This window comes from Microtetraspora sp. AC03309 (genome assembly GCF_020826795.1).
Taxonomy (GTDB): Bacteria; Actinomycetota; Actinomycetes; order Streptosporangiales; family Streptosporangiaceae; genus Microtetraspora; species Microtetraspora glauca.
This window is the reverse complement of the sequence record NZ_JADDIL010000303.1, coordinates 1-724: the sequence shown is the minus strand read 5'-3', so window position 1 is coordinate 724 and position 724 is coordinate 1. Positions and strand designations below refer to the sequence as shown.

2 protein-coding genes are annotated in these 724 nt (G+C 62.0%); both read left to right on the top strand.

Going from position 1 to position 724, the window contains the following annotated elements:
- On the top strand, positions 1–353 hold a 353-nt coding region (locus tag IMZ11_RS42975; RefSeq protein ID WP_228649375.1), incomplete at its 5' end, for an SRPBCC family protein.
- On the top strand, positions 346–675 hold the full coding sequence (locus tag IMZ11_RS42970; RefSeq protein ID WP_003880135.1) for a hypothetical protein: 330 nt from the start codon (positions 346–348) through the stop codon (positions 673–675). The genes IMZ11_RS42975 and IMZ11_RS42970, both read left to right, overlap by 8 nt.
- The last annotated feature ends 49 nt before the right edge of the window (positions 676–724 follow it).

Below are 724 nucleotides of genomic sequence, written 5' to 3'. Positions count from 1 at the left end.
GGTACCTGACCTACAACTACTGGCCCACCGGGGTGGACAGCCATATCTTCGAGGCCGACCTGTACTTCGTGCCGCCGAAGAACCTGCGTCAACGGCTCTCCCAGGAACTGGCCGCGGTGACGTTCAAGGAGTATGCGTTCCAGGACGCCAACACCCTGGAAGCCACCCAGACGCAGATCGGCACCCGCGCCGTACTCGACTTCCCGCTGTGCGACCAGGAAATTCTGCTGCGCCACCTGCACCACACCGCACACAAGTACGTGGACCGGTACAAAGAGGCCAAAGCCAACGGCAACGGTTCGACCAACGGCAAGCACGCCGGTGCTGACAAGAAGGATGAAGTGAATGTCTAAGCTGCCCGAGGAATTCGCCGACCTGGAGCGGTTCAGCGATTGGTGCCTGCCCACCGAAGAGGAGCGCTATCAGAAGCGTCTCAACTCGACGATGGACGAGATGCAGGAGCTCTACGATGCCGGCATGGCCCGGCTCGAGGACATCATGGTCTACGTCGACGCGCGCTTCCCGCTGGCCAGCATGCCCGATGACGCCAAAGCCCTTGTGCACCTGGGGCAGTCGATTGTCCAGGTCAGCTTCCCGGTCGAGGTGTGGAAGCAGCCTCGCGTCCTCGACAGCGGCGCCGCCTACATAAACCTGATCAAGGAGCCGGTGGTCTAACCGATGCTGACCCTCAAAGCCGCGGGTCTGGTCGACGTCGATGCCGGGA

Bases quoted from the DNA above. Each gene is read 5' to 3' on its own strand.
- IMZ11_RS42970 (WP_003880135.1), top strand. From the start codon at position 346: ATGTCTAAGCTGCCCGAGGAATTCGCCGACCTGGAGCGGTTCAGCGAT.